At 58.9% G+C, this 1,934-nt stretch carries 4 protein-coding genes; all 4 read right to left on the reverse strand.

Going from position 1 to position 1,934, the window contains the following annotated elements; genetic code table 11:
- Nucleotides 1-205 precede the first annotated feature (205 nt).
- Nucleotides 206-835, reverse strand: coding sequence for a hypothetical protein (locus D5269_RS17610; protein WP_120487443.1), 630 nt, complete (start codon nt 833-835; stop codon nt 206-208).
- 1 nt (nt 836) lies between these two features.
- A complete protein-coding gene (locus tag D5269_RS17615; protein ID WP_120487445.1) occupies nt 837-1,460 on the reverse strand; it encodes a phage head-tail connector protein in 624 nt (207 codons plus the stop codon).
- Nucleotides 1,461-1,514: 54 nt separating this feature from the next.
- Complete coding sequence (locus D5269_RS17620) at nt 1,515-1,694, reverse strand: hypothetical protein (RefSeq protein WP_120487447.1); 180 nt, start codon at nt 1,692-1,694, stop codon at nt 1,515-1,517.
- Nucleotides 1,695-1,706: 12 nt separating this feature from the next.
- The coding region (locus D5269_RS17625) for a hypothetical protein (protein WP_158605079.1) at nt 1,707-1,934 on the reverse strand (228 nt) is incomplete at its 5' end.

Genomic DNA, 1,934 nt, shown 5'->3' on the forward strand with positions numbered 1-1,934 from the left:
TGTCGCTTCGGATATCCATCCACTGTGCTCCTTTCATTTCCTGACTCCCTTTCCGGGCTCTTTTTCGCCCTCTTGGGAGTCTATCTTTTTTTCGCCTCCTCCGCCACAAAACTACATTTTTTCCTCGGCGTTTTCTTTCATTTTATTACTGGCGCTGACAGTGGGTGAAGCAAGGCCCTGGGGAGCCTTGGTGTGGCCGCAAAGTTCATTTTATTACCACCTCATAAGCGATTCGGTCGCGGATGTGTGCGCCTGATTCATATAGCGTAGTGTGCTGCGTCTTGCGGGTGGAATCGGACTTCGGCGCGACCTTGTTCTGATCAATGAAGCCCTGCACCAGCTGAGCGGCCTGGGCCCCGATGGACTCTGTGGCGGCGGTGGGAGTGATGGTCCCCTCCAACATCTTTACCATTGCCCCGGTCACGATGCTGCCCAGTTCATCCTGCTGCGCGTCAAAGCTCGCCCGGATAAAGGAGCGTTCCGGGAGGGTAACGCTTTTCACCAGCAGATACATTGCCTCGCTCTCGGTCTTGCCGCCGCGTTTCTTCTTGTCCCGAACCATGAGGAGCCTGCCGCCCTCCGCGTTGACAAAGCGCAGGTCGTTGAAGGCTCTGGGAGAACCTGCGGCCTGCGCCTCCTTGGTCAGGGGGATGGCGAGGTACCTTCCCTTCTTGGGCTTGATGGTGGCGCCATACTCGTGGGCGTGGGCGATAGCCATAATATCAGAGTCTGCCTTTCCGCCGATGATGCCCACCAGGATTTTCTTCTGCTCCATCTCCTGACACACGGCTTTCATGCGGTTGAAGTCTTCCAAAAGCTGTTCTATCCCAGCCATTTCAATACCTCCTGTACAGGTTGACGAGCTGAAGCCAGGCTTCCGGCGTGGACTTATCGAAGGTCCAGCTCACATCCGAAATGGAGAAGGATTTCAGCCCCTGGGAACCGTTCTGCATATTCGCATACGCCTGGGACACCATGTCCCAGACAAGCCCCTCCAGATCTGCGGGAAGCGTCTGGGGCTCTTCCTCCGTGGCATCCTTCGGAAGCACATAGCCCGCCGTATAGCGCACTTCAATGTTCCGCTTGGATTCGATGATGTCATTGGCGAGGCCCCGGCGGTAGCCGGCCCTCAGCCAGCCGTCGTCCCGGTAGATAACGCCGATGTTGGCGGTCTGCCTATAGTCATAGAGCGCAGGAGGGACAAGTCTCCCGGCCTCTTTGACATAGTCAACGCTGACGATTGGGTACTTCAACGTGACCAGCTCCTGCTGGCCGTCGGCGTCGTAGAACTCCCGATAGGTGCTTTTGCCGAGGGGCCTGCCCACCTGCCGTTCCACCCAGGATGACGCCTTGTTGATCAGCAGCTCAATGAGGGCGCAGGTGCGCTCGTCGATCTCGTCATCGAGGTCCAGCATGAGCTTCATCCTGTCCAGCGTGGTGAGCGCGTTATTCGCAAGCATACAAACCTCCTGTCAGCATAGGGGCGGCAGGTTACCCCACTGCCCCTTGGCCCTCTATTCGGCGTTCTCGGGCCGTTCCTTGCCGTCGCAGTCGCCTCCGGGGATAGGAGGCGCACCCTTGCCTTCCTCCTTGCCAGGGGGCGCGCCAGGCGGCTTTCCGGCCTTCTTTTCCTTACCGGGGGCAGCCGCCTTATTTGCGGACGGCCTCATGCGGTCGCTGTAGTATCTCGGCATCTTGGTTCCTCCTCACACCGGCTGGACGGAACTGTCGCCCAGCACGACCGCAAGAGAGTCAGGACCCTCCACGGTCAGCTTGACGAACTGCTTCAGCCCCAGCAGGTCCACCTCAACGTTCACCACGCCGGTGGTGTCCACGGGGCTCTCCTCGTCTTCAGCGTCCACGGGCTCCTTGAAGGTGAACTTACCGCCCTCGGTCTGCTGATCAGGGAACACCCGCTCGTCAGTCACGGGCAC

The sequence above is a fragment of the Anaerotruncus sp. 1XD42-93 genome, assembly GCF_009917605.1.
GTDB lineage: Bacteria > Bacillota > Clostridia > Oscillospirales > Ruminococcaceae > Anaerotruncus.

What these genes read in the sequence shown, in the direction of transcription:
- D5269_RS17610 (WP_120487443.1), bottom strand. Translation starts at nt 835, where the DNA reads ATGGCTGGGATAGAACAGCTTTTGGAAGACTTCAACCGCATGAAAGCC.
- D5269_RS17615 (WP_120487445.1), bottom strand. Translation starts at nt 1,460, where the DNA reads ATGCTTGCGAATAACGCGCTCACCACGCTGGACAGGATGAAGCTCATG.
- D5269_RS17620 (WP_120487447.1), bottom strand. Translation starts at nt 1,694, where the DNA reads ATGCCGAGATACTACAGCGACCGCATGAGGCCGTCCGCAAATAAGGCG.